Below are 26,455 nucleotides of genomic sequence, written 5' to 3'. Positions count from 1 at the left end.
GGTGCCTCCCGGGAAAGTCCCGAAAGACTGCCGACATTGGCATTCCGAATTCAAATCGTTAACACCTTGAAACGTCATGAACACTGTAAAAAACCTAGCGTTTAAACTGAGACTCCTAAAATCTGTCGGACGATACTGATCTGAGATATGAGATCTGAAATTTGAGATTCCGAGCGAAGCGAGGATGAGATGAAGACCGATTTGCGATCATGGATAGAGACCGTCGAAGCGCAAGGCGAGCTCAAGCGGCTCGACGGCGCCGATTGGAATAAGGAGATCGGCACCGTCGTCGAGCTGAACGCCAAGGTCCACGGGCCGGCGCTGCTGTTCGACCGCGTCAAAGACTACCCGCCGGGCTTCCGCGTCCTCGCAGGCGCGATGGCGCGCGCGAAGCTGCTCACCCTCACCCTCGGACTGCCGGCGGAGCTGGAGGGCTTCGAGCTGATCCGCTTCATGAAAGAGAAGATGCGGGGCTGGAGCGACAACATGGCCACGTACGCGCCGCTGCCCGTCGAAGACGGACCGATCTTTCAGAACGTCGATCGGGGCGCGCAAGTGAATATTCTTAAATTTCCCGCGCCGCTCTGGCACGAGGAGGACGGTGGCCGCTACATCGGCACCGGCTCGGTCGCGATCATGCGCGAGCGCAACGGCGATTGGGTCAACCTCGGCACCTACCGGGTGATGGTCCACGACGAAAAGTCGGCGGGGATTTTCATCGCGCCGGGCCACCACGGCCGCGTCATCATGGAGAGCTATTGGAACCACGGCGAGCCCTGTCCGATCGCGATCTCGGCGGGACACCATCCGGCGATTTTCTTCGGCGGCTCTTATTCGCTGCCGGCGGGCGTCTCCGAGTATAATTATATAGGCGCGGTCTTCGGCGAGCGAATTCCCGTCGTCCCTGGAAAGATTACCGGCCTTCCGCTTCCCGCGTTCAGCGAAATCGTCCTGGAAGGCTACCTCCATCCGAACGACGTCAAGAGCGAGGGCAGGTTCGGCGAATGGCCGGGCTATTACGTCAGCGAAGCGCGGCCGGAGCCGGTGATCCGTGTCGAGGCGGTCTACTACCGCAACGAGCCGATCCTCCTCGGCGCGTGGCCGGGACGGCCGCCGCACGACAGCACCTATCGAAGCTCGATCATCAAATCGGCGAACCTCTGGGAGTTAATGGAGCGCGCGAGGATCGGCGGCATCGCCGGAGTCTACCGTCCCGAGTCGGGCGGCGCCAATCTGCTGACCTTGATCAGCCTCAAGCAGGGATACGACGGCCACGCGCGCCAGGCCGGCGTGGTCGCGTCGCAGCTTCTGCACCCGTCGCACTCCACGCGCTACGTTATCGTGGTTGATGACGACATCGACGTCCTCGATCTCGAAGAGGTCATGTGGGCCGTCTGCACGCGGAGCGATCCGGCGCGCTCGATCACGATCATAGACCACACCCACGCCAACATGCTCGATCCGATGGTGCGCTCGCGGTTCGACGAGAGCGCCGGGCTCACGGGCTCGTGCGCGATCATCGACGCCTGCCGGCCTTTTTCCAGGCGCAACCAGTTCCCCAAGGTCGCCGAGTCGAGCGCGGAGTTCAAAAAGCAGGTCCGGGAGAAATGGGCGAAGATTTTGCAACTGTGACACCGGAAAGGTTTACGGCACCATGGTGAAATTCAAAGTGATCGGCCGGCCGCTCCCGCGCGAGGACGGCATGGGAAAAGTCAACGGCGGGGCGCGCTATGCCGCCGACGTGATCCGTCCGGGAACGCTCTGGGCAAGGTACTGCGCAGCCCGCTGCCGCACGCGCGTATCCTTAATATAGATACGAGCCGGGCAAAGTCGCTTCCCGGCGTCAAGGCCGTCATCACCGCCGCGGACGTGAGCCCGAACTTGACCGGGCACACGTTTCCCAGGGGCAGATTGAAGGCGGGATAATACAAGGACTCGGAATGGCCTTATGCGAAGAAGTGGTGTTGGACGACGGCCGCGTGACCACGCTGACGCTCGGCGATTACAAGATACTCACTTCGCGACATCCCGGCGCGCGAGACGACGCTCGTCTTCAGCGCGACCAGCGGTCCCGGTCCGTTCAACGCCAAGCCGGCCGCCGAGCACGCCATCACGCCGATTCCTCCAGCGATCGGCAACGCGGTCTTCGCCGCGACCGGTGTGCGGCTGACGAGTCTTCCGATCACCGTCGAGAAAGTGCACCAGGGACTAACGGAAAAAAGTTAGCGAGCCACCCAAGCCTCTGAAAATACGATCTAGCTTCGAGTCCTCAGGGCGGTGAGTTTGTCCTACCACCGTTCGCCCGCCGTGAGTCTCTCTCCAGGCCGATGCGATACGTCCTGTGTTACGCGGCACGAGAGTCATAAGAGAAATTTCTGAAGTACGGTTGAAGCTCCACGTCCCCACGCATCGGCCCTTCGAGAAACCCCCGTCGGGCGGTTACTCCGCCGTGCCACGCATATGTTTTGGATCTTCGTCGGAAGTTTGGTGACCGCTTTTGCATCTCATTAAATGAGCGCGACTTCTTTAACCCGCGTCGGGTATTTTCCCACGTTGACCGAGGAAGCTATCACTTTAGAGTAGGAACCAGGGGGAAGCAGCTGCGGTTCACGAAACGAGATCAAACAAAAAAAGGAGGATCACATGAATCGAAAACATTTGTTAGCGGCCGTTCCGCTCCTGGTGGGCGCTCTGGCGATCGGGGGTTGCTCCGCGTCGGGCTCAGGATCGGGATCGATTTCGGGAGATGAGGGATCGTCCAGTTCATCCAGGTCCGGAAGTAGATCCGGCTCCGGCACTTCCAGCTCGGGAAGCGTATCCGGTTCGGGAAGCGCGACAGGGTCAGGCAGCGTATCCGGCTCTTCGTCATCAAGCGATCGGTAAAAAACGAAAGACTAAGGCTGCCAGCCCTCGCGCATACGCGGGCGGTAGGCGGTCGCTTGTTCCACCTCAGGAATTGGGTGGAACGAAGCCGCCTTCCGCCCGTTTTTTTGCGCTTTGAAAATCGCGCGGCCGGTAAATTGCCAACCTATGATTTGGCCGCGGCTTGCCGTGTTTTATCCGGCCATTTCCTGCAGACAATTCAATTTGACAAGCCGCGGGCGGAATTATAGCGTGCGAAACACAACAATAATCAGGAGGTGTTCTATGTTATCCGCCAAAGATCTGAGTGGAGTGCTAGCCATGATGCCGGCCTTTTCGACGCCGGACGCCGTCGATATCCGGGCGACCGAGACTATTGCGGTCGATAACCTCAAGGAGGGGGTCGACCGGATTATCAAAGACGGCGCCAACAATATTGCGACTACGGGAACATACGGTGAATGCTACAATTTGCTCTTTGACGAATTTAAAACCCTGGCGGTCGCCACGGTGGAGGCCGTTAAGAAGCGAGTGCCGCTGTTCATCGGTTGCACGAGCCCCAACCCACGGGAAGTCGTCCAGAAGATGAAATTCGTCAAAGACCTGGGCGCCGATGGAGTTCTTCTGGGAGTGCCGTACTACGAAACTCTCCCGGTCGCGGACGCGATTCGCTTCTATCACGATATAGCGGAGCTTTTCCCCACCTTGAATATCGTCATCTACCACAACCCGGAAAATCACAAGTTCACGATCCCCGTAGCGGCCTTCAAGGAGCTGGTGAAGAACCCGACGATTATAGGCATGAAGGACAGTCATAGAACCACGTCGGCTTTCCAGCAGTTGCAGAGAATCGTCAAGGGAAAGATCAGCGTCTTCGTCAATCAGGTGCAATTGCATCCTTATTACCGTCTCGGCGCCGCGGGCTGCTGGTCGACCGAGGTGTGGATGGGACCGTGGCCGGTGCTGTATCTGTTGGACCTGGTCAAAAGAGGCGAGGACGAGAAGGCATCGGAAGTCATTGCCGACCTGGCGGAGGATGGGGGCGGCGGCCGGCCGGTGCCCGGTTCCGGAAACAAACGGCCGGCGGACTTTGCGGACTATTGTAAAGTCGGACCGACCCGGGTGCCGTTTCTCAATTTTCCCGAGGCCCAGATGGAAAAGGCCAAGAAGCGAGCCGCGCATTGGCAGAAGCTCAACGAAAAGTATCGTCCGCTCGTCGAGGCTGAGAGAAACCGAACGGCGGCCTGATGGGGTAGTCGGATGGAACTGAAGCACGGTTTGTTCAGCTGCGATTCCCACGGCCAATTGGACCGGGACGCCTGGACCAAGAGGATGTCGAAAGCCCGGTGGGGCGATCGCATCCCGCAGGTCGTCGAGGTCAAGGAAGAGGGATTCGACCAACCGGTCGAGCGCTGGATGATCAATGGAAAAGTGCGTGGCGGCTGGGTTTGCAACTGTCCGGCGGCGATGGAGGGAGGCGTGGAGCGCGGATACTATCCGCTCCGTTGGGAGGAGGTTCCCAAGATCGTGTACGACCCGGCCGAGCGTCTTCGCGCGCTGGACCACGACGGCATCGACGGCGAAGTGCTTTTTCCCAACACTCCGGTTCAGAACTTCGCGTTCCTGCAAGCCGACGCCGCTTTCGAGCTGGCCTGTGTTCGGGCGCACAACGATGCGCTGGCGGAGTGGCGCGCGGCCAGCAAATTTTACGTCCCGATAGCGATCATTCCCTATCTGAGCCCCGCCGACGTCATTGTGGCCGAAGTCGAGCGCGCGGCTAAGCTCGGCCACAGGGGCGTCGTGATGCTGGCCGAGCCGAGCCTCACCAAAGAAGGGCTTCACTCGCTGAACGATCCTTTCTGGGAGCCGCTGTGGGCCTGCTGCCAGGATCTCGGGGTTCCCGTGCATTGGCACGGCTCGGCGGGCCTGGCCACGCAGCTTTCCGTGCCCAAGTGGAAGGGCTTCACTGCAAGAGAATTCCATACGGTCTCCACCGCGAGACTCTGCGCCACGCCCGCGCAATTGATTCCCAACCTGATCTTTTCCGGCATCCTGGATCGTTATCCGAATTTGCAATGGGTTTGCGCCGAGACCGGGCTGGGTTGGGTCAATTATGTGCTCGAGTCTTGCGATCATGAATGGGAGCGGCGCCGCCTTTGGGAGGCGGGGATTCGCACGCGGCCGAGCGATCTGTTTCGGCGCCAGATCTACGTGGATTTCTGGTACGAGATGGCGGGCATCGAGCTGCGCCACACCGTGGGAGTCGACAAGATCATGTGGGAATCGGATTACCCGCACATCGCCTCGACGTATCCCAAATCATGGAGCTTCGTCGACCAGACGCTCGCCGGCGTGCCGGAGCCGGAGCGGAAGAAAATGTTATACGAAAACGCTCTCAGCCTGTACGGTCTTGCCTGACGCCGCAAAGGGGAATAAAAATTGCGATGGTGGCGAGAGAATCTTTCATCAGCGCCGACGAGCACGTTCAGGAACACCCGGAAGTCTGGACCCGGCGCCTGTCGGAGACCAAGTGGCGCAACAGAATCCCTCATATAGAGCAAAGATCGGGCGGTGTAGAGCGGTGGGTCGTCGACGGGCGTGAGTTGCCCCGCCGCGGGGTTGCGGACGCCGGCGCGGCCATGGCGGATCGGACGGAGAGCCCGCAGCGCTGGCAGGATGTTCCAGGCGCGGTCTACGACCCGCGCGAGCGTTTGAAGGCGATGGATGCCGATGGGGTGGATTATGCCGTCTTGTATCCGAGCGTCGCGGGCGTGGCGGGGGAGACGTTCGGCCGGATCCAGGACCCGGAATTGGAGCTCGCGTGCGTCCAGGCCTACAACGACTGGCTGATCGAGGAATGGGCCGGCGTCAGCGAGCGCTTCATTCCCCAGTGCATTGCGCCGCTGTTTCCGGCGGAGGCCGCGGTCAAGGAAGTCCGGCGCGCGGTCGCCAACGGCCACAGAGGGGTGATTTATCCGGCGATCCCGATGGAGCTTCGCGATGTCCCCCACATCAACGATTCGGTCTACGACCCGCTTTGGGCCGTGTGCGCGGAATTGGATGTTCCAATCTGTTTTCATGCCGGGTCATCGGCGGCGATTCAGGTTCCACCCTACGAGGGTTACTCCCCCGAGATTGCGGCGGCGCTCGAGTCCATTACCCGGCCGGTAAGTCAGGTTTCAGTCCTGGTGAATCTTTTGATCTCGAAGATCTTGATGCGCTTCCCGGAGCTGAAAGTGGTTCTCGGCGAAAGCGGGCTCGGGTGGGGGGCGTATCTTCTCGAGTATACGGATTTTCAAGCCAAGGGGGATCAGCTCCCGTCGCACGGGTATGATCTCACGCCTTCGGAGATGTTCAAGCGGCAGTGCTACGTCGTCGGATGGTACGACCAGGCCAGCATGAAGACGCGGCGCTACATCGGGACGAAAAATATTCTCTGGTCCACCCAGTTTCCCCACGCCACGTCCACCTGGCCCGAGAGCAGAAAGTTCTTGGAGAAAAGCTTCGACGGCGTACCGGACGGCGAGCGAAAAAAGATTCTTTGGGACAACGCGGCCGAACTGTACAAAATTCATTGACGGAAAAAGAGGAGGCAGTATGAAGATCTCCGACCTGGATCGCTGGCTCGCGGAAAGAAATTTGAAAGGCCATTGGGATCACCAGCCCCGAGGACCGAAGGTCGAACCCTATCTCTGGAAATGGGCCGATATTTACGAAGGTCTGCGCCAAGCCGGAGAGGTGGTTCCCATGGACCAGACCGGCAGAAGGACCGTTCAGATGCGCAATCCGAGCCTGCCGGCGGGAATGTCCAATACCATCCACCTATCCGTCCAGCTCGTCAAGCCCGGCGAGATCGCGCGGGCCCACCGGCACGTCGCCGCCGCGATTCGCTACGTCATCAAAGGCTCGCCCAAGGCTTACACCATTGTCGAAGGGGAGCGGTTCCCGATGGAAGAGGGGGACCTGATCACGACTCCCAATTGGACCTGGCACGATCATTACAACAGTTCCGACGAGCCGATCATGTGGCTCGACGGCCTGGACGTGCGCCTGGTGAGTTATCTGGGCGCGCTGTCGGGCGAAAATTATCCGCAGGATCAGCAGCCGGTCGAGAAGCCCGACGGCTATTCCGCGAAGCTGCTCGGCGTCGCTCGCCCCACGTGGATGAAGCCCGGATTTATCGCGCCGCCATTCCGCTACCGCTGGGCCGAAACTTACCCGACGCTGTTGACCTTGAAGGAGAGCGAAGGAGACCCGTTCGACGCGATCAAGCTGGAATACGTGAACCCGTTCACGGGCGGTCCTACGCTTCCGACCTATTCGTGTGAAGTTCAACTCCTGAGACCCAAGGAAAAGACCCGCTCTCATCGTCACACCAGCACGACCGTCTATCAGGCTTTTCGGGGAAGCGGCGCCACCGTGATTGACGGATCGAGGACGGAATGGGGGCAAGGCGATATCTTCGTCGTGCCGCCGTGGTTTTGGCACCATCACGAGAACAGCCTCGACGAAGACGTGATCCTGTTCTCGATCAACGACTGGCCCGCGATGAAAGCGCTGGGACTGTACCGCGAGGAGGCGCAGGCGACGTAGGCGGCTACGCCGTAAACGAACACGAAGGAGGGTTCCATGATGGCTAAGGCGCAAATGACCGTCGAGGACGAAGTCAGAGAAAGGATAGCCTACAAATCTCCTTACGAACAATGGAAGGACTCGGAGGGTCTCACCACCTACCGGGGTCTATTCGTCAAAAATCTTCTGGACGTCGAGCTCGCGCCCTGGCGTTCGAGCGGGGAAGGACGGGCCGCGTTCATCAACCTCGAGGGCACGGGCGGGTTCAATGACGCCTATGTCGCCGAGATTCCGCCGAGAAAGTCTCTCAAGCCGCACCGGCACCTGTTCGAAGAGACGATCTATGTCCTCAAGGGCCGAGGGGCGACGTCGGTGTGGATCTCGCCGGACAAGAAAGAAACCTTCGAATGGCAGGACGGAAGTTTTTTTTCGATTCCCATGAACGCCTGGCACGAGCATTTCAACGCCTCGGGCACCGAGCCCGTGCGCTACGTGGCGATGACGAGCGCGCCGCGCGTGATCGACACGTTTAATAACCCGGAATTCGTTTTCGAAAACTCCTTCGTCTTTCGCGATCGTTTCAACGGCGAGGAAGGCTATTTCAAGCAGAGCGACCCGGCCAAGCACTGGTCGACTAACTTTATCGCGGACGTCAAAACGTGCCAGACCTTTGCGGAAGGAGGGTTCAACCGCGGCGGCGGCGCCAAGAGCACGGTTTTTAACATGGTGAACAACACGGTCAAGTCGCATGTCTCGCAATGGGAGATCGGGTCGTACAAGAAAGCCCACCGCCACGGCCCGGGGATCCATATCGTCATCATTCGCGGCCATGGATACTCGCTCATGTGGCAGGAAGGAAAGCCGATCGAGCGAATCGATTGGGGACCGGGGAGCATGTTCGTGCCGCCGGAGATGTGGTTTCATCAGCATTTCAACGGCGGCGCCGAGCGGGTTTTTTTCCTCGCCATCGGTTGGGGCAGCGACAAGCCAAAAGCCGGCGGCAAGGGCTACGTTTACAAGAGCGTCAAGGAAGGCGGCGACCAGATCGAGTATGAAGATGAAAATCCTGAGTTCCACGCCGACTTCGAAGCGGCTTTGAAAAAAGCCGGCGCGCAGTGTCGAATGGGAAGCTACCATCCCTTTTGCACGCAAAAACAGTAAGGCTTAGCATGCGGTGGCGTGCGCCATGGCGGAAAATTTTCGGCGTCCTGCTGATCATCGGCGGGTTTGCATCCACCGTTAAAGCAAGCCGCGTCGAGGATTTGCTCGCTGAAGTCAACAAGCTCTCCCCCGCCGTGCGGCAAAGCCGCCTGGAGGAGGGGGCCAGGCGCGAAGGCTCGCTTAAATTCTACGGCGTCTCGAATGCCGATCTGTTGGGCGCTTATAGCGCCGGGTTCATGAAGAGATATCCCTTCATAAGAGCCGAGTTCTGGCGCGGCAGCGGCAACAAGCTCGTGTTTCGCACCCTGACGGAGCATCGGACCAGCCAGCTGGACGCGGACGCGATTCTGGTCGGCACCGAGAGCGTCCTGACGCTCAAGAAGGCGGGGATCTATCTACGTTACCACTCGCCGGAGTCGCAGTTCTTTCCGAGATATTTCTCCGATCCTGACGGCTATTGGCACGCCGATGCTCTGGGTATCTCGACGATGGCTTACAACACGCAGCTCGTCAAGAGAGAACAAGCGCCCAGGAGTTACGAGGACCTTCTCGATCCCAAATGGAAGGGAAATCTTTCGATCGATCTGGAGCCGGAAAGGGCGCTGATGGGTTGGCTTGTCGCCTGGGGCGAAAAGAAGACCCGGGCTTTCGTCGAAGGGCTGATGAAGAACGGCGCGCTTATACGGCGCGGCCACACTCTCCAAGCACAGCTGCTTTGCGCCGGAGAGTACAAGGTGGCGTCGGAGATCTACCCGGACGCGATTCTCAGGATGAAATACAAGGGCTGTCCGGCGGAGCTGATTTTCGCGACGCCGATCCCCGCGGAGGTCAGCGGCCCGATCGGGATCTATACCAACACGCCGCATCCGCACGCGGCGGCGTTGTTCGTGGATTTTATGAAGTCCGCCGAAGGAGCGAAGATTCTCGTCGCGACGGGCCGACTCTCCGGAAGGAGGGGGGTCAACTCTTTGTACGAAGAGCTCTCGAACTTCGAGGAAAGGGGCATTTCTCTCGTCGTGATCACGCCGGAGAAGACGGAAGAAGTCGCCAAGCCGATGCAAAAAATCATGAAAGAGGTTCTCGTGAGGTAGCGAAGGGCTGCTCTTCGGGATATCAGGTGGCAAATTTGAAAGCCGCGACCGGTCGTCTTCAATTCTTCGACGCCAATAAAAAGGAGGGTTCGCTATGAAGCAGCTCGTAAGAATAGCCTTGCTCCTTACGGTCGTTCTCGGCTCGGCATGCTTCGTCAACAGCGCCTCCGTCGAGCCCAAGCCGGGAGGGACGATTACTCTCGCGATCAGCAAAGACATGGCGCTCATGAATCCGTTGGTGGCCACCGGCTCCACCGAAGCCAGGATTCGCGAGCTGATGTTCGAGTCGCTCTTGGGATTGGACGCCCGCGGCAACATCCGGCCCAACCTGGCGGAATCCTGGGACGTCTCCAAAGACGGCAAGGTTTATACCTTCAAGCTCCGGCGCGGCGTGCGCTTTCACGACGGCAAGGAAATGACGGCTGCGGACGTCAAGTTCGCCATCGATTACACGATGGACGCTAAGAACGGCGCGACCGGTTACGACACGCTCTCGGTCGTGGATCGAGTGGAGCTGCCCGACCCGCTTACGGTGAAGCTCTACTTGAAGCGCCCCGACCCGTTGTTTCTTACCTGGCTGTCCGACATCCGGGCGTTTTCCGTCATTCCGAAGGGATCGCTGGCGGAAGGTGTCCGACAACCCAAGAGCATGCCTCCGGGAACCGGACCGTTCAAGTTCGTCGAATGGCAGCCGAGACAGCGGGTCATTCTGGCGCGTCACGATCAATATTGGGGCCCCAAGGCTTTTGTGGACCGTGTCGTTCTCCGCGATATCGCCAACGCGACGGTTCGAATCAACGCCCTGCAGTCGGGCGATGTAGACATCATCGAGCGGACCCCTTACGAGTGGGTAAAGGAAATCGTCGACGGCAAGACCAAAGGGATCGGCTATTCGAAAGCGTCGCTGGCGGGGGCCCGCAACGTCGAGTTCAACGTGGCCGCGCCGCCTTTCAATAATAAGAAGCTGCGGTTGGCGGTCGCGCATGCCATCGACCGGAAAGAGATCTTGCAGGGCGCCTATCTGGGCCTGGCCGAAGCTTCGGATCAAAGATATCCGAAGGGGCACACCTGGTATTTCGTAGACGTGCGGGCGCCGGAATACGACTTGAGCAAGGCCAAAGCCTTGTTGCAGGAATCGGGCTACAAGGGAGAGACGATCGAGCTGATGGGCAATGTCGGCGAAGCGGCCGAGGTCGAAGGCGCGGTCATCCAGGCGCAGCTCAAGCGAATCGGAATCAAGGTCCAGTTGAAAATGTTCGAGCGCGCTTCGGCCCTGGAAGCGCGCCGCAAGGGAAACTACGCTTTCAAGCTTTCCGGCGGGCGGGAATATCCCGAGCCGATCCCGCTGCTTCAGGAATACCGCTGCGAACCGGATTTGAACAACCGGCGCGAAAACGAGAGCGGCTACTGCAACAAGCAGTTCGACGCTCTGCTCGCCGAAGCGGAAGCGCAATCGGATATAGAAAAAAGAAGGGTTTTATACCGGCGTCTTACGGCGATGCAGATGGAGGACATGCCGATCCTCCCGATCGGATTCACGCCGCGGTTTTTTGCCTTCCGCTCCCACGTCAAGGGATTTCAGACGGATTTTTCCGGCGCCTTCCAGTGGGGAGAGGGAGGATTGAGCCATACGTGGATCGATAAATGATGAAGGCGACAATCTGTAGGGGCGACCCCCCGTGGTCGCCCAAAGCGGGCAAGCACAGGGGCTTGCCCCTACATGGACAGGTTCAACAAGGAGGTCACTCAAATGGCTGAAAAAAAAATAAAGGTTCGCGGCGTCTATCGGTCCGGCTCTCATCTTCCCATATGGACGGTCATGAAAGAGGCAGGGATTTGGGAGCGAGCCGGCCTGGAGCTGGCGGGGTTCGATTATTGCGCCCAGCCGCCGGAAGCGGAGAAGGCTCTTTTCAATGGGGACATCGATTTCATCTCCGGGAACCATCTGACGCCGTACGCCCTCATCGTTCAAGGCAAGCCGATCGTGAGCTTAGCCTCGCCGGTGAATGCCACGAGCGCGTCGATCGTTTCGCGGGAACCGATCGCCTCGATTCAAGAGCTGCGCGGCCGGCGCATCGTCGATACCCTGATGGCGGGAAGGGACGGCGGGTTTCATCACGTGCGTGGAAACCACATGATGTATCTCATTCGGGCCGGCATCGGCATCAAGGACGTCCACTGGGTGGAGTTTGAAGAGTCGGATGCCCAGTTTCAGGCGCTCAAGGCGGGTAAGGCGGACGCGATGTTCGCCGGCGGCGGTGAAAAGTATAAGCAGCAGGGGTTCCATGTGTTGCCTCTGCCGCCGCTGCCTATGATCAACGGACCGACGTTGACGACCTCCTACACGGTTCTCAATAAAAAGAAAGATTTCGGCGAGCGCTTGGTCAAGGCGCAGGTGCTGGCGATTCATTTCGCCCACACCAAAAGAAGCGAGACGGAACGGATCCTGGAAAATTTGAGCAAGAAGACCGGGCGATCCTATCGATATGGCGCCTTGGAGCGGATGCCGAGGAAGCCCTACCCCGACGCGCAAGCGGTCATCAACGCCTACGAGCTCGGCTGCATCAAGAGCCCGGAAGCGAAGCAGTTGAGCCCGCTCGCGCTTTGGGACCTCCACTATCTGAGGCAGCTCGACAATTCGGGATTCATCGACGGGCTTTACGGACGAGCCTAGAACGCAATCCGGGATGGCTGCATGGCCATTCGAATGAGCCACACGACGAGCCTTCCGCGCAAAGACGCCCTTCGATGGACTCAGGGTGGTGAGCATGGTCGAACCACAAAGCGCGCTAAGTTCGGAGAAAAGCAAATATTTTACTTTGCGTCTTGGCGGCTTGGCGCGAGAATCTTTGTTGATGCTGTTTTGTCGAACATTGAACAGGCAGGAATCCAAGAAGGGAAGATCGGTATGAAACGACTTTTCCTGATGAGTTTTGTCCTGGTCCTTTTGACGAGCGCCATGTCTAAAGTGGACGCCGCGTCGGCGACGCCGAAGCGAGGGGGGACCTTGACCCTGGCGATCAGCAAGGACATGGCGCTGATGAATCCCATGATCAATACCAGCTCGACCGAGTCGCGGATTCGCGAGCTGATGTTCGAGCCGCTGCTCAACATGGACCTCAAAGGAAACATCCAGCCGTACCTGGCCGAGTCGTGGCAGCTCTCCAAAGACGGAAAGCTCTACACGTTCAACCTGCGCAAAGGAGTGAAGTTCCACAACGGCCAGGAGATGACGGCGGACGACATCAAGTTCGCGATGGATTACACGTTGAATCCGAAAAACGGCGCCTACGGCTTCAGCGACCTGAACCTCGTCGAGCGGGTCGAGACGGCGGGAAAATACGTCGTCAAAGTGCAGATGAAGCGTCCGACTTCGACTTTTCTCACCGCGCTGACTAAGATCCGCGCCTTCTCGGCGATTCCGAAGGAATCGCTGCCCGAGGGAATCCGAAAGCCGGCGACGTTTCCTCCCGGCACCGGCCCTTTCAAGTTTCGCGAGTGGCAGCCGGGACAGAAAATCGTGCTCGACAGGTTTGGCGACTACTGGGGGCAGAAAGCATTCGTCGACACCGTGATCTTGCGCCTGATCAGCGACGCGACGGTTCGTTTCACCGCCTTGCAGTCGGGCGACGTCGACATCATCGAGCGCACTCCTTACGAGTGGGTGAAGCAGGTCGTCGACGGCAAGATGAAGGGCTTCGGCTTTGCCAAGAGCGCCTACGCCGGCAGCCGGAATATCGAGTTCAACGTCGCCGATCCGCCGTTCAACAACAAGAAGCTCCGCTTCGCCGTCGCGCACGCGATCGACAAGCGCGAGATCCTCCAGGCGGCCTACATGGGGCTGGCCGACACGACGGACCAGAGATTTCCCAAGGGAACGATCTGGCACTTCGACGATCTGCCGTCGCCCGTGTTCGACATTGAGCGCGCCAAGACGCTGCTCAAGGAGTCCGGCTACAAAGGCGAGACGATACAGCTCATGGGCAACCGGGGCGAGGTCGCGGAGGTCGAAGGCGCCGCGATCCAGGCCCAGCTCCGGCGCATCGGGATGAAGGTCGAGGTGAAAATCCTCGAGCGCGCGTCCGCGCTCGAAGCGCGGCGCAAGGGGGAGTTCGCGTTCAAGCTCGCCGGCGGCTCGTTCTACGCCGATCCGCTGTTCGCCTATAACGAGTATCTCTGCGAAGCGGACCCCAGGAAAAGGCGCGTGAATGAAACCGGCTATTGCGACAAGGAGTTCGACGCGACCATCGCGAAGGCGGAAGCCGAGGTGGACGCGGAAAAGAGAAAGCAGCTCTTCAAGCGCGTCGCGGCAAAAATCGTCGGCGACGCGCCGATCCTGCCGATCGGTTTCACGCCGCGCTTTTTCGCCTCCAGGGATTACGTCGTGGGCTTCAGCAGTAACCACGAGGGCGACTTCATGTATTACGGCGGCGGCCTCAACTACGCCTGGATCGACAAGTAGGGAGGGGAGATGCGCCGGATCACAAATCTCCTCGCGATCGGAGCCGCGTTCGCCGCGGCTCTGGCAATCTCTACGGCTCACGCGGCGACGCCGTTCTACGAGGGGAAAACGCTCACGATCATCCAGGGCCGATCGGCCGGAGGCCTGGGAGATCTCCGGGCGCGCGCCGCGGCGCCCTACCTGCAAAAATACCTGCCGGGCCATCCTCACGTCGTCTTCCAGTACATGGGCGGCGCGGGCGGCATTCAAGCCGCCAATCATATGGCCGGGGCGGCTAAAAACGACGGCCTCACCATAGCGAACATTGCGACGAGCCTTTTCATCAAGGCGCTCTCGAACGACCCGGTGGCGCGTTACTCGCTCGCCGACTTCATGTTCCTGGGGGCGCCCAGCGTGGGAGGTCCCTACGGGCTGGTGGTCCGGCCGCTGGGCCTGGACACGGTGGAAAAGCTCAAGGGACATCCCAAGCTCAGGATCGCGGAGAGAAGCGTCGGCCACACCATGTACGACGTCGGGCGCATCATGGCGTTTGTTCTCGAGCTGAAGGACCCGCAGTGGGTCGTCGGCTACAGCAGCCCTGAAGTCGACGTGGCGGTGGAGCGCGGCGAGACCGACGCTAAAACCGAGGTGCTGTACGATTTCATGAAAAACAAGTTCCAGTGGCTGCAACAAGGTTTCACGGTTCCGGTGTTGCTCAGAAATATCAAGGGGCGGGGCGCCGAGGCGGTTGCGGGGGCTCCCAAGATCCCGGCCGTCAACGATTACGCGGACACGCCGCTAAAGAAAGAGGTTCTCCGGTTTTACTACAACAGCCGTCCGGGAAGCTCGGTCTACTTTGCCTCCCGGCGCATACCGCCGGAAGCGGCGGCCGCGCTGCGCTCGGCGTTCGGTAAAATCTGGGAGGATGCGCAATTTTCCAAAGAGTACGAGCGCAACACGGCCGAGCCGACGGAGCCGATCACCGGCGAAGAAATAGAAAAGTTTCTCCAGCAGGTGCCGAAAGACGAGAAGGTCAAGGCGATCGTGCAGCAGGTGCTCGGCCCCGGGCCGATACCGGCGGCGAGATGATGCGAGGATGGTCAATTTTTACAGCTCAGGAGGATTTTGATGGCGTACTATAAGGACATTCGCGAGCTGATCGCCGCCCTCGACCGGGCCGGCCTGTTGGTTCGCGTCGAGCGGGAAATCAACAAGGACACCGAACTGCATCCGCTGGTGCGGCTCCAGTTTCGCGGTCTTCCCGAAAGCGAGCGGAAAGCGTTTTTGTTCACGAAAGTGACGGACGTCTCGGGAAAACGTTATGACATCCCGGTGGTGATCGCCTGTCTCGCCGGCTCGCGGCAGATTTACGCTCTCGGCTTGCAGTGCGATCCCGACAAGATCAGCCAAAGGTGGACGGAGGCGCGCAATCACCCGATCGAACCCGTGTTCGTCAAAGACGCTCCGGTGCACGAGGAAGTTCATATCGGCGACGACCTCAACAAGCCCGGCCTGGGGCTCGAAGAATTTCCCATCCCGATCTCGACGCCGGGTTTCGACGCCGCGCCGTATACGAGCGCGAGCCATTGGATCACTTACGATCCCGAAACCGGCGTCGGCAACATCGGCAACTACCGCGGCCAGGTCAAGGCGCGCACGCGGCTCGGCATGAACGCTGGAGGGCAGCAGCATATTTCTCAGCACTGGCGCAAATGGCAAAAGGCGGGGAAGCCGATGCCTGCGGCCGTGGTCATCGGCGCGCCGCCCAGCGTGTCTTACGCTTCGGTGGTCAAGATTCCTTATGGAGTCGATGAGTATGCCGTGGCCGGCGGATTGGCCGGCGCGGCCGTGCCGGTCGTGAAAGCGAAGACGGTGGACTTGGTCGTTCCGGCCAACGCCGAAATTGTGATAGAAGGGTTCATCAACACGGAATTGATGGAGCCTGAAGCCCCGTTCGGCGAGTTCACCGGCTACATGGATCCGCAGCAGCTCAATCCTTTCATGGAGATTACCTGCATCACGCACCGCAAGAGACCCGTCTTCGTCGCCATGCTGAGCCAGTTTCCGCCGTCCGAGTCCAGCAAGATACGAGGGACCGGCGCCGAGGGCAACGTTCTTTCCTATCTAAGAAGCAAGTTCGACAACGTCAAAAGCGTCGCGTTGCACGAATCGACGGGGAGCTGGGGACTCTGCTGTATCCAAGTCAGCGATCCCAAGCCCGGGCAGGCTGCGGCGGTGCTCGATGCCTGCCACGATTCTCCTTCGGTGGGCGCCAAAATGATCATCGTCGTCGACGACGACATCGATCCGAGAGACGCCGAAGGAATTTTCTGGGCGATGACGTTTCGGATGCAGCCGCACCGCGACGTGAGGATCAAGCCCGCCAAGCTGCAATCCGCCGACTGGTCGGCGTTTCCGCCGCACACCGGCAATCCCGGCGGCGTCCAGGCGGGGACGTCCGATATCCAGTCCACGAGGATGTTGATCGACGCGACGCGGCCGTGGCCGTATCCGCCGGTGTCCTTGCCGCGAAGGGAAATCATGGAGGAGGCGGTCAAGCTCTGGGGCAGCCTCGAGCTGCCCCGGCTGAATCTCAGACAGCCGTGGCACGGCTACGAGCTCGGCTGGTGGTCGGAGGAAAACCTGGAGGCGGGGAGACTTGCGGTCGAAGGGCGCCATTACGAGACCGGAGAGAAGATGAAGCAGGGGCGAGTACCGGTGCGCGGAGTGGAAGGGGAGTAAAGAACCGCACTGCGTGTGGAATGCGGTAGTGGTTCAGTTTGATAAAATTTCGTAGGGGCGACCCCCCGTGGTCGCCCGAAAAGAAGGGCAGGCACAGGGGCCTGCCCCTACATAGAAATGTTGAATTCAAATTGAACCATTATCCGCAAGGCAAAATTAAAATTTTGGATTCCCGGGCACGTTGACTGCACCAGGTAAACGAGGAGATCATTCATGGCAGGCGATTATCGGGTTTTTTCGGCCGACTCTCATCTGGAGATTTCCCCCGAACGCTGGACGGCGCGCGTTCCGGCTAAATACAAAGACCGGGCGCCGCGTCTGATCAAGCTCCCCAACGGCGGCGACGGCATCGTCGTCGAGAACCGTCCGGTGTACGTTCTCGGGCTCGCCGTTGCGGGCCGGCCGTATGAAGAGCATCAACTCACGGGCTTGAATTATGAGACGTCGGCCGGCGCGGGCAGCCCGGAGCAGCGCCGTAAAGAGCAGGAGCGGGACGGCGTCGAAGGCGAAGTGCTTTTCACTTCGGCGGGCAATCTGAGTTTCTGGCGCGGTATCCGCAACGACGAGGCTTACCACGCGGTCCTTCACGCCTACAACGAGTTCCTCGCCGAGGAGTACTGCGCTCCCGCGCGCGATCGTTTGCTCGCCATGGGCGTGATCCCGAGCGTGTCCGTCGACGCCGCCGTGGCGGAGCTGGAGTACTGCGCCAAGGCCGGCTTGAAGGGCGTGGCGCTGAATACTTTTCCGAGCGGGAAGCTTCTGCCGACGCCCGAGGACGACCGCTTTTGGGCCGCTGCCATCGATCTCGACATGCCGCTCACCGTGCACGTCGGATTGCAGCGGACCGACGGGCCGCTTTTTAAATACAGCCGCGATCCGGGAGAAGTCGCCTTCGGCGGCGATCCGGTCCGGGTGTTGACGCGTTTCGGCGGCACCAGCGGCTTGAACGCCGTCCAGATGATGCTATCGGGCGTGTTCGATCGCTACCCGAATCTCAGGATCTACTGGGCCGAGACCCAGGTCGGCTGGCTGCCTTATTTTTACGAGCAGCTCGACGACACCTACAAGCGCAGCCGTCACTGGATGACTCGTTACTTCGGCATCGAGCCGCTCAAGCGGCAACCGAGCGAATACATCCGGGAGCATTGCTATTGGGGGTTTATCTATGATCCGATCGGGCTCAGGCTGCGCTACGATCTGGGCATCGAGAGGATCATGTGGGGCAGCGACTTTCCCCATGCGGCGGGGGACTGGCCCCATTCGCGCCGCATGATCGACGACATGTTCGGCGCCGTGCCCGAGGAAGAACGGCAGCAGATCCTGGTAAAAAACGCCGCGCGGTATTTCCATATAGGCCAGCGATGATTTGTCCGTCATGCCCAAGCACGCGGGCATACAGAACCCCCACTCGATCTCCAGTTGCTGTGGGGCGACCCCCTCTTAATCTCCCCCTTAGCAAGGGGGAGAAAGAGAGGGGGTGGATTCCGCTTTCGCTGACCGGGATTGAGCCGGACTTGGAAAGGAGATGTCGCCCATGAAGCGCACGATCATTATCGGATTGATTTGCTTTTGGGTGGCTTCCGCTGCGCCGGTGGACGGCGCCGCCGTAACTCCGAAGCGCGGCGGCACGCTCACTCTGGCGATCCAGAAGGATCTCGTGGTTCTGAATCCGATGCTCAGAACCGCCTCGACCGAGCGGCTGATTCGCATGTTGATGTTCGACTCCCTGCTCGGCGTCGACCTTCAGGGAAACATTCAACCCAACCTGGCCGAGCGGTGGGAAGTCTCCAAGGACGGCAAGGTTTATTCCTTTGCGCTGAAAAAGGGCGTCCAGTTTCACAACGGCAAAGAATTGACCGCCGAGGACGTCAAGTTTTCCATGGAATACACGATGGATTCCAAAAACGGAGCTTACGGCTATTCGCAGCTCGCGCTGGTGGAGCGCGTCGAGGCGCCGGAAAAGCACGCGGTGAGAATCTATTTGAAAAGGCCGAGCGCCGTTTTCCTCACGTCGCTAACGAGCATTCAGTCTTTTCCGGTTGTGCCCGCGGGCTCGATCGAATCGGGTCTCAAAAAGCCCACCGAGTTCCCGCCGGGCACGGGTCCCTTCAAGTATGTGGAATGGAAACCGAGACAGCGTCTGGTCCTGGAGCGCTTCGACCGGCACTGGGGCCATAAACCCTACGTGGACCGGCTGGTGCTGCGACCCATCGGCGACGACACCGTGCGGTTCGCGGCTCTGCAGTCGGGAGACGTCGATATCGTGGAGCGCACCCCTTACGAGTGGGTGAAGCAGGTGGTCGACGGCAAGGTGAAAGGGATCGGCTTCGTCGAGGCGACGACCGCCGGATATCGCCGCTTGATATTCAACGTGACGGAACCGCCTTTCAACAATCAAAAGCTGCGGCACGCCGTCGCGCACGCAATCAATAAAAAGGAGATTCTCGACGCCGCTTATATGGGCTTCGGCGTGCCGACCGATCAGAAATACCCGAAAGGCAACCTGTGGTATGCCGAAGGCGCGAAAATCTACGCCCATGACCCGAACAAGGCCAAGGCCCTCCTCAAAGAAGCCGGTTACAACGGGCAGCCGATCGAAGTTCTTTCCGACCTCGAAGGCCCGCGCCAAACCGAGATCGCCGTCCTTCAGGCGCAGCTCAAGAGAGTCGGCGTTCCGCTCAAGCCCGTCGTCCTCGAGTGGGGCGCCTATCGGGAGCAGCAGCGCAAAGGCATGTTCCAGCTCATGTTCTACGGCGGCAGCATCGACCCGGATCCGTCTCTCACTTACGGGCCGGATTTTGTTTGCGAGAAAGACCTCAAGAACCGCAGCTCCAACATGCCCGGCTACTGCGACAAGGAGATCGACGCGCTGCTAACAAAAGCCGAGGTCGAATCGGATGCCAAAAAGCGCAAAGAGATCTTCGCCCGTGTCGTCGGCAAGGTCAAAGAGGATCTGCCGGAATTGCCGATCGGCTATGTGCCCCGCTTTTACACGTTCCGGGACTATGTTAAGGGCTTTACCACAAACGACGAAGGCGAGTTCCAATGGTGGGGCGGCGGGCTGAGCCATACATGGCTGGACAAATAAGGGCGCGCGCCGGCCGTTTACACGGCTTCTGAGAGGTTGTGAAAAAATTCGTTCATGGTTCGACAAGCTCACCACGAACGGGATAACATCGATGGAAGTTCGAGGACTTAGCCGTTCGTCCTGAGCCCGTCGAAGGGCGATCGGCGATTTTTTCACAAGCTCTGAGTGTTCCATGCTTTCGCGTTACGTCATCCAGCGTCTACTGCAGCTCATTCCCGTTCTGTTGCTGGTCACGATCTTCGTCTTCTTGATCGTACAGATTATTCCGGGAGACCCGGTGCTGGTCATGTTGGGCGTCGATCCGGAAACCGGCGGACGGTACGCCGAGGAGCAGTACGTCGCGCTCAGGCACCAGCTCGGGCTCGACCAGCCGATTTATATCCAGTACTTCCACTGGCTGAAAAACATTCTCTCGGGGGACTTGGGCCTCTCGCTCCAATCCCGGCGCCCCGTTTTCGATATTCTCGTCGAGCGCTACCCGGCCACGATTTACCTGGCGATCATGGCCCTGATTACGGGGGTGGCGATCGCCATTCCGGCCGGAGTGATCGCCGCCGCGCGCCAAAACACGGCCGTGGATTACGCCGCCATGGGATACGCGATGTGGGGCATCGCGATGCCGAACTTTTGGCTCGCGCTCATGCTCATCGTTCTCTTCAGCGTGAAGCTCGGCTGGCTGCCGGCCATTGGATACGCGAGCCCGCTCGAAAGCCCGCTAAAATTTTTGCAGCACGGCTTTTTGCCGGCGATCGTGTTGGGAACCGACCTGGCGGCGTCCTTGACCCGATACGTCCGGGCCGAGATGCTGGAGCAGATAAAGCAGGACTATGTGCGAACGGCGCGCGCCAAAGGGCTTCCCCCGCGGGTCGTCTTCGTCAGGCACGCTCTCAAGAACTCGCTGGTCGCGACGATTACGGTCGTCGGCCTCCAGATCGCGCGCCTCCTGGGCGGATCGACGATCATCGAGACGGTATTTACCTGGCCCGGCGTCGGCAGCCTCTTGTTGGAGGGCATCTATTCCCGGGACTATCCCATCGTTCAGGGCAGCGTGCTCATCATCGCGGTGACCTACGTCGGAATCAACCTGATCGTCGACGTCTTCTATAAATGGCTGGATCCCCGAATCCAGCTGGAATAGGGCTGAACGGTGAAGGCTGAAACCTTACGCGGCGGTCTCACGGACAACAGGGCGCGCGACTTTCTCTCAGGGCTGGGCGCTGCGTTTCGAGTCATCGCCGAAAACCGCCTTGCCCTGTTCGGCCTCATCATTATTTCGATCACCGCGTTTGCGGCGGTCTTCGCCCCCTTCATCGCCACCTACGATCCGTTTGAAATCGATATTCCGAACCGGCTTCAGGGGCCGAGCGCCGAGCACCTGCTCGGCACCGATTTCATGGGGCGGGACACTTTTACGCGCATCGTGTACGGCGCCCGCACGGCTCTTCAGGTCGCGCTCGGGGCCGTCTTGCTGGGCGCCTGTCTCGGCATTCCGATCGGCGCCGTCGCGGGTTACGCGGGGCGCGGGGTCGACGCCGTCTTCATGCGCTTCATGGACGCGATTCTCGCCTTTCCCGGGCGCCTCATGGCCATCGCGCTGGTGGCGTCTCTGGGCGGCGGTCTTTTCTCGCTCTATATAGCCATCGGCGTGAACTCGATCCCGTCTTATGCGCGCATCGTGCGCGGCGTGGTTCTATCGCAAAAGCAAAGAGAGTACGTGGAAGCCGCCCGCATGACCGGCGAATCCGAATCGCGCATTCTCTTTTTCCAGATCTTGCCCAATTGCCTCGCGCCGCTGTTGATCCGGTTGAGCCTCGACTTCGGCAACGCCATTCTCACGGAATCCTCTCTGAGCTTTCTCGGTCTCGGGTTTCCTCCGCCGACGCCCAGTTGGGGCTTGATGCTCAAGGAAGTCACCCCGATGCTGCAAATCCAGCCCTGGGCCGCGTTTTTTCCGGGGCTCACGATATCGCTGGTTATTCTGGGTTTCAATTTGCTCGGCGACGGCTTGCGGGACGTCTTCGATCCGCGCCAGTACAAGCGGTGAGCATGGAAAACCCGCTGCTGGAGGTCCGGAACCTGAGCGTCAGTTTTACTCTGAAGCAGGGCGTGGTGAAGGCGGTCGACGATCTTTCCTTTTTCGTCCGCCAAGGCGAAAGTCTCGGGATCGTCGGCGAGACCGGCTGCGGCAAGAGCGTGACGGCGCTGTCCTTGCTCCGTCTGATCCCCACGCCGCCGGGGGAAATCGCCGGCGGCGAGATTCTCTTCGAAGGCGAAGATCTCCTTAAGAAAAGCGAAACGGAGATGCGCCGGATCCGCGGCCGCCACATCTCGATGGTATTTCAAGAGCCCATGACCTCGCTCAATCCGTCCATGACCGTCGGCGACCAGATCGGGGAGTGTTATCGGTGGCATCTCGGCCATTCGAGAAAAGTAGCGCGGGGTTTTACCGAGCACGTCCTCGCGCTGGTTCACCTGCCGGCGCCGCGGGCCATCATGGATCGGTACCCGCACGAGCTCTCCGGCGGGATGAGACAGCGCGTGATGATCGCCATGGCGCTCTCGTGCGAGCCCAAATTGGTGATCGCCGACGAGCCCACCACGGCGTTGGATGTGACGATCCAGGCCCAAATATTGGAGCTGCTGCAAGAACTGCGGGAACGGCTGAAGATGGCGCTCATTTTCATCTCCCACAATCTCGGCGTCGTCGCCCGGCTGTGCGACAGGATCGGCGTGATGTACGCCGGATCGCTGGTCGAGGTGGCCGACAGAGAGTCGCTTTTTACCCGCCCGCTCCATCCCTACACGATCGGCCTTCTTGAGGCGCTGCCCGAGCCGGAATTTCGCGAACGACCGCTCAAGACCATTCCCGGCACGGTCTGCGACTTGCTTCATCCTCCGTCGGGTTGCAAATTCCATCCGCGCTGTTTCAAGGCCAAGGAGACGTGCAAAGAGTATTCGCCCGGGCTGGAAAAAAAAATCGGCGGCAATTCGGTGGCGTGTTACTTTCCCGGTGCGTGATGGCCCTGCTCGAAGTCAAAAGTCTCACGAAGTATTTCGATTTGAGCGGCGGGCTGGTGAGCCGGCTGGTGGCGGGAAAAAAGATTCTCAAGGCGGTGGATCAAATCTCCTTTTCCGTGCCGGAAGGAAAGACGTTCGGTTTGGTCGGAGAAAGCGGCTGTGGCAAATCGACGACGGCCCGGCTGATCGCGCGGTTGATTACGGCGACCGAGGGAGAGGTCTACTTCGAGGGAAGGGAAATCTTGCGGTTGAGCATGCGCGAAGCGCGCGAGATTCGCAAACACCTGCAAATGGTTTTTCAGGATCCCTATGCCTCGCTCAATCCGCGCATGAAGGTGATCGACATCGTCGGGCGTCCGCTGACGCTTTACCACGGCATCCGGGGCCGCAAAAAAAGCGATCGGGTCGCGGAGCTGATGGAGTTGGTCGGGCTGCAAGCGGACCATATCGACCGCTACCCGCATGAGTTCAGCGGCGGCCAGCGCCAGCGCATCGGCATCGCGAGGGCGCTCGCCGCGGGGCCGAAAGTGATCATCGCCGACGAGCCGGTTTCCTCCCTGGACGTGTCCGTTCAAGCGCAGGTTCTCAACCTGTTCAAGAAATTACAGCGCGAGCTCAACCTGACGATGCTCTTCATATCCCACGATTTGAACGTCGTGGCCTATCTGGCGGACATCGTGGGCGTGATGTACGCGGGCAAGATAATGGAAATCGCGCCCGCGGAAGAAATTTTCAAGTTTCCGGTTCATCCCTACACCCGGGGGCTCTTGGCCTCGAATCCGACGCTTGCGACTTTTAGGGAAAAGATCCGCATCCAGCTCAAAGGCGAGATAACCTTTCCGCTGAACCCGCCTTCCGGCTGTCGTCTGGAGCCCCGGTGCCCGATCCGCGTCGAGAAATGCAAAACCATAGAACCGCCCCTGGAAAACAAACGCGCGAATCATCGCGCCGCGTGTCACGAGGTGTGACGCACCCTACGATTATTTTTTAGCGACATGCTTCCCCATTGTCATTCCTCCGAAAACGGAACGGTCGACACGATGCGATCGCCTTTCGGCCCAAGCGGATTCCCTCTCCCTCGCCCTCTCCCTCAGGGAGAGGGTAGGGGTGAGGGTTTTCATGGTCGAGGGCGAAGTACAACGATTCATGAACATTCCCGCGAAACCGGAATCCAGAACCCCCTCTTAATCTCCCCCTTGCTAAGGGGGAGAAACAGAGGGGGTCAGGGACACCAAACTAAGGAGTTCAACGATGGCCGAACCGAAACTGCGCTTTTATTTCCGCGAGCCCAAGATCGATCCCAACCTTCCGATCACCGACGGAACCGTCAAGATGGACGGCTTCGAGTTCGAGTTCGTCGATTCGGAAGAGCGGGCCGACGCGTGGGACTGCGGCTTCGCGGCGCGCATACGCGCCTACGCCAAGGGCCTACCGCACATTTCCATACCGGCCTTTCCCAACCGTAAGTTTCGTCTGTCCTATATTTTCGTCAACAGCAAGGCCGGCATCGAGTCGCCGCGCGACCTGGAAGGCAAGCGGGTGGGCATCATGCAGTGGGACAACACTGCCGGCGTGTGGGCGCGCGGCGCGCTGCAACATTACTACGGCGTCGATCTCACCCGCATCGAATGGCACGCGGCGCGGGTGAAGGAAGGAGGCGTCGCTCAGGGAATTCGCATCGAGGAATTAAAAGGCGGCCGCGGTGGGGCGGACGAGATGTTGGATAATTTACTGGTCGAGGGAAAACTCGACGCCGTCATCGGCCCCAATCAGTTGCCGTCGATCACAAACCGCGACCCGCGCACGCGCCGTCTGTTCCGCGACTACCGGACGGAGGAACAGACCTATTTCAAAAAGACCGGCATTTTTCCCACCAGCCATATCGTTACCTTCAAGCAGGATTTTGTCGACCGCCATCCCGGCGCGCCGGTGGCCCTGCTCAGCGCCTTTCGCCGCTCGCGCGACGAGGCCTTCGACCGGCTCGAGGGGCCCGACCCGCACATCATCGTCTACTCATGGGCCGCCGCCGCGGTCAACGAGCAGCGCGAATTGATGGGCGAGAACTATTGGGCTTACAACATCGAGAACAACCGCCGCACCTTGGAAGCGATGACGCAGTACGCCTACGAGCAGGGACTGTCGCCGAACAAGATCGATTATATGGATTTCTTCCATCCCGAAGCGGCGGCGATGGAGGGAGTCTAGCCAAAACAAGAACACCCCTGAAATGATGCCAATGGACTAGAGCGCGTGGTTAGGTTTTCTTATGCTTCGCACGCCTCTCACTTCGATTCTTGAATTCCTCATAACGATCCGTGAGGTCGTTGATGTATTCAACGATCGCATACACGAATGTCTGAAGGTCCTCTGCATCGACTCTCAAGATGGATATGTCCTCGGGGTGTGCCGCAAGATTACGAAAAGCGCGTAGTTGCTGGCTCCAGTCGTAAAGGCGGTCATCGATCAAGTTCTTTTCCCTGAGCTTTTTGATGCCTACCGCTAGCATCACTTTCTTTTTGGGCATTGCGGCATCTGGCGTTGCACCTTTTGCGGATTCGTTCTGCTCGAGCACGTCGATGCATAATGCCTCAAGAGCCCGACCCAGCATCACGCAGGCCGCTATATTTGCGTTTGCCTGTAGTGAACGATCCGCTTCGGCCAGTGAGTCAGTAACAACTTTGGGAATTCTTACGCTAATAAACCCCTTGGGAGGCTTTGGAAATACCGTATGGCTCTCCGATCACCTCATCGAACCCCGATTCGTCTTCTGAAATGCTGGGCAACTTCTTTCCTTCGTATTTCTGAAACTGCCTCGTGTGGCCACGGACCTCGCCAATATTGGCGTTTTCAACCGAAAAGACGGTTGCCATGAATTCAAAATCTTGCCTGATCTGATGGCGAATGATCTGAAATGCGCCCATCAGTTGCTCAATAATCGTCACCTCATGATACTTCATTGTCACGATGAACTTGCGAACGCTATGCCCGGACTGCATGAACATCTTCGAGTCTTGGTCCACACCTTTCAATTGGCAGCGAAGCTTCAGAATCAGCTGTTCATCCTCGAATTGAAAGGAAATGATATCAAGTCCACGTTCCGAAAGTACGACTTCAGAAAAGTCTTTGATTTCCTCTGTCCTTAGCGGCTCACGAGCAATTGGCAATGAATCAGAATACTTTCCTTGCTCAATAATCTTTCTGTTATTTATGCTAAACAGAGCCCAGGCGTTGACTATACCAAGCGCATTCCTCCATAGGGCTTCGCATTCTTCAACAAGCATATCCTCCGTGTAGACAAGCGGCCCCCACGAATAGTTGCCTGTATGAGTATCGATGTCCGTATGCCGCGGAAGCGGTGCAACTAGCCGGTTAAAGTCCGGCGCGGGGAATTATCGGTACACCCCGTTAGCGAAGACCCGGTTTTGAGAGGCGACTCTCAGGACTAAGTGGGTCGAGAAAACTCTTTATGGAAAGGAGGAT

24 protein-coding genes are annotated in these 26,455 nt (G+C 59.2%); 21 read left to right on the top strand and 3 right to left on the bottom strand.

Annotated elements, in window-relative coordinates:
- Positions 1-189: 189 nt before the first annotated feature.
- The 3 genes from VGL70_18490 to VGL70_18480 are packed head-to-tail and all read left to right on the top strand — an operon-like array spanning position 190 to position 1,926.
- On the top strand, positions 190-1,632 hold the full coding sequence (locus VGL70_18490) for a UbiD family decarboxylase (protein ID HEY3305516.1): 1,443 nt from the start codon (positions 190-192) through the stop codon (positions 1,630-1,632).
- A 22-nt stretch (positions 1,633-1,654) separates the two neighbouring features.
- A complete protein-coding gene (locus VGL70_18485; GenBank protein HEY3305515.1) occupies positions 1,655-1,813 on the top strand; it encodes a hypothetical protein in 159 nt (52 codons plus the stop codon).
- Positions 1,762-1,926 (top strand): hypothetical protein, encoded by a 165-nt coding sequence (locus VGL70_18480; protein ID HEY3305514.1) that lies wholly within the window; start codon positions 1,762-1,764, stop codon positions 1,924-1,926. Before VGL70_18485 ends, VGL70_18480 begins: the two co-directional genes overlap by 52 nt.
- A gap of 20 nt (positions 1,927-1,946) precedes the next feature.
- Here the strand turns inward: VGL70_18480 and VGL70_18475 are convergent, their stop codons facing one another.
- The gene (locus VGL70_18475) at positions 1,947-2,186 is read right to left on the bottom strand and encodes a hypothetical protein (GenBank protein ID HEY3305513.1); all 240 of its coding nucleotides are present in this window, start codon (positions 2,184-2,186) and stop codon (positions 1,947-1,949) included.
- Between the two features lie 961 nt (positions 2,187-3,147).
- Between VGL70_18475 and VGL70_18470 the strand changes: the two genes are divergently transcribed.
- From VGL70_18470 to VGL70_18385, 18 genes are all read left to right on the top strand, one after another.
- Positions 3,148-4,110: a dihydrodipicolinate synthase family protein gene (locus VGL70_18470; GenBank protein HEY3305512.1), complete on the top strand. Its 963-nt coding sequence runs from the start codon at positions 3,148-3,150 to the stop codon at positions 4,108-4,110.
- A 12-nt stretch (positions 4,111-4,122) separates the two neighbouring features.
- The gene (locus VGL70_18465) at positions 4,123-5,280 is read left to right on the top strand and encodes an amidohydrolase family protein (protein HEY3305511.1); all 1,158 of its coding nucleotides are present in this window, start codon (positions 4,123-4,125) and stop codon (positions 5,278-5,280) included.
- 26 nt (positions 5,281-5,306) lie between these two features.
- Positions 5,307-6,440, top strand: coding sequence for an amidohydrolase family protein (locus VGL70_18460; GenBank protein HEY3305510.1), 1,134 nt, complete (start codon positions 5,307-5,309; stop codon positions 6,438-6,440).
- Positions 6,441-6,459: 19 nt separating this feature from the next.
- On the top strand, positions 6,460-7,455 hold the full coding sequence (locus VGL70_18455; GenBank protein HEY3305509.1) for a cupin domain-containing protein: 996 nt from the start codon (positions 6,460-6,462) through the stop codon (positions 7,453-7,455).
- Between the two features lie 36 nt (positions 7,456-7,491).
- Positions 7,492-8,595, top strand: a complete 1,104-nt coding sequence (locus VGL70_18450) for a cupin domain-containing protein (GenBank protein HEY3305508.1) — start codon at positions 7,492-7,494, stop codon at positions 8,593-8,595.
- An 8-nt stretch (positions 8,596-8,603) separates the two neighbouring features.
- Positions 8,604-9,686, top strand: a complete 1,083-nt coding sequence (locus VGL70_18445) for an extracellular solute-binding protein (protein ID HEY3305507.1) — start codon at positions 8,604-8,606, stop codon at positions 9,684-9,686.
- Positions 9,687-9,780: 94 nt separating this feature from the next.
- Complete coding sequence (locus VGL70_18440) at positions 9,781-11,334, top strand: ABC transporter substrate-binding protein (GenBank protein HEY3305506.1); 1,554 nt, start codon at positions 9,781-9,783, stop codon at positions 11,332-11,334.
- Between the two features lie 102 nt (positions 11,335-11,436).
- Entirely contained in the window at positions 11,437-12,360 is a 924-nt protein-coding gene (locus VGL70_18435) for an ABC transporter substrate-binding protein (GenBank protein ID HEY3305505.1), read from the top strand.
- A gap of 234 nt (positions 12,361-12,594) precedes the next feature.
- Positions 12,595-14,148, top strand: a complete 1,554-nt coding sequence (locus VGL70_18430) for an ABC transporter substrate-binding protein (GenBank protein HEY3305504.1) — start codon at positions 12,595-12,597, stop codon at positions 14,146-14,148.
- 9 nt (positions 14,149-14,157) lie between these two features.
- Positions 14,158-15,216, top strand: a complete 1,059-nt coding sequence (locus VGL70_18425) for a hypothetical protein (GenBank protein HEY3305503.1) — start codon at positions 14,158-14,160, stop codon at positions 15,214-15,216.
- A 39-nt stretch (positions 15,217-15,255) separates the two neighbouring features.
- Positions 15,256-16,869, top strand: a complete 1,614-nt coding sequence (locus VGL70_18420) for a UbiD family decarboxylase (GenBank protein HEY3305502.1) — start codon at positions 15,256-15,258, stop codon at positions 16,867-16,869.
- Between the two features lie 213 nt (positions 16,870-17,082).
- Positions 17,083-18,234, top strand: coding sequence for an amidohydrolase family protein (locus tag VGL70_18415; GenBank protein ID HEY3305501.1), 1,152 nt, complete (start codon positions 17,083-17,085; stop codon positions 18,232-18,234).
- 169 nt (positions 18,235-18,403) lie between these two features.
- Complete coding sequence (locus tag VGL70_18410) at positions 18,404-19,957, top strand: ABC transporter substrate-binding protein (GenBank protein HEY3305500.1); 1,554 nt, start codon at positions 18,404-18,406, stop codon at positions 19,955-19,957.
- A 172-nt stretch (positions 19,958-20,129) separates the two neighbouring features.
- Positions 20,130-21,095 (top strand): ABC transporter permease, encoded by a 966-nt coding sequence (locus VGL70_18405; GenBank protein ID HEY3305499.1) that lies wholly within the window; start codon positions 20,130-20,132, stop codon positions 21,093-21,095.
- A 9-nt stretch (positions 21,096-21,104) separates the two neighbouring features.
- Entirely contained in the window at positions 21,105-22,001 is an 897-nt protein-coding gene (locus VGL70_18400; protein ID HEY3305498.1) for an ABC transporter permease, read from the top strand.
- A gap of 2 nt (positions 22,002-22,003) precedes the next feature.
- Positions 22,004-22,975: an ABC transporter ATP-binding protein gene (locus VGL70_18395; GenBank protein ID HEY3305497.1), complete on the top strand. Its 972-nt coding sequence runs from the start codon at positions 22,004-22,006 to the stop codon at positions 22,973-22,975.
- A complete protein-coding gene (locus VGL70_18390; protein HEY3305496.1) occupies positions 22,954-23,943 on the top strand; it encodes an oligopeptide/dipeptide ABC transporter ATP-binding protein in 990 nt (329 codons plus the stop codon). Before VGL70_18395 ends, VGL70_18390 begins: the two co-directional genes overlap by 22 nt.
- A gap of 283 nt (positions 23,944-24,226) precedes the next feature.
- Positions 24,227-25,180 carry a hypothetical protein gene (locus tag VGL70_18385; protein HEY3305495.1) on the top strand — a complete coding sequence of 318 codons (954 nt, stop codon included), beginning with the start codon at positions 24,227-24,229 and terminating at the stop codon, positions 25,178-25,180.
- Between the two features lie 49 nt (positions 25,181-25,229).
- Here the strand turns inward: VGL70_18385 and VGL70_18380 are convergent, their stop codons facing one another.
- On the bottom strand, positions 25,230-25,637 hold the full coding sequence (locus tag VGL70_18380) for a DUF4145 domain-containing protein (protein ID HEY3305494.1): 408 nt from the start codon (positions 25,635-25,637) through the stop codon (positions 25,230-25,232).
- A gap of 31 nt (positions 25,638-25,668) precedes the next feature.
- Positions 25,669-26,256: a hypothetical protein gene (locus tag VGL70_18375; GenBank protein ID HEY3305493.1), complete on the bottom strand. Its 588-nt coding sequence runs from the start codon at positions 26,254-26,256 to the stop codon at positions 25,669-25,671.
- Positions 26,257-26,455: the final 199 nt, after the last annotated feature.

The sequence above is a fragment of the Candidatus Binatia bacterium genome, from assembly GCA_036504975.1.
Taxonomy (GTDB): Bacteria; Desulfobacterota; Binatia; order UBA9968; family UBA9968; genus JAJPJQ01.
The sequence above is the reverse complement of the archived record's forward strand: the minus strand, read 5'-3'. Positions and strand labels throughout refer to the sequence as shown.